Source organism: Lactobacillus sp. UMNPBX6 (genome assembly GCF_002553975.1).
GTDB lineage: Bacteria > Bacillota > Bacilli > Lactobacillales > Lactobacillaceae > Lactobacillus > Lactobacillus gallinarum.
Genome location: NZ_PCZD01000130.1, coordinates 1 through 572, shown reverse-complemented (window position 1 = coordinate 572; position 572 = coordinate 1). Strand labels below are relative to the sequence as shown.

Here is a 572-nt window from a genome sequence, read left to right as displayed (position 1 = left end):
CTCTTTCTTTCTGATGGTGTTGTTGGCATGAAAACAGCCTTGGCCAGGACTTATCCTAAAGCTCATTTTCAACGCTGTTTGGTTCATGTCATGCGCAATATCTGCGCTAAAGTACGCGTCGACGATCGTGAAAAGATCATGAACGAATTCAAACAGGTGCATCAACAGACAAACAAAGAAGAAGCCACAGCTGTCCTGCATGACTTCTATACCAAATGGGGCAAGGTTTACAGCCATGTTATCAGAAGCTTGAAAGACATAGAACCAGATCTGCTGGTCTTTTATAACTATCCCAAGCAGATCAGAGCTTCAATTTATTCGACTAACATGATTGAATCCTTTAACAATGTGATCAAGCGCAAAGCTAAGCCTAAGGCAGAGTTTCCAACTGAACAGTCGCTTGATGCTTTTATTGGTATTCAGGCAATGAGCTACAATGACCGTTATTTCAATCGAATTCATAAAGGCTTCGGTCAGGTTCAGGACACCTTAGAATCCTACTTTGATTAAATAAATAATTAAAAAATCAATTTACGAGAAAGATCTATTTACACAAAAGATTTGACAGTTTC

The 572-nt window shown here is 39.2% G+C and carries 1 protein-coding gene; it reads left to right on the top strand.

Annotated features, from left to right (window positions below; all coding sequences use genetic code 11):
- Positions 1-510: transposase (locus tag CP357_RS09960; protein WP_198995876.1), on the top strand; the 510-nt coding region annotated here is incomplete at its 5' end.
- Positions 511-572: the final 62 nt, after the last annotated feature.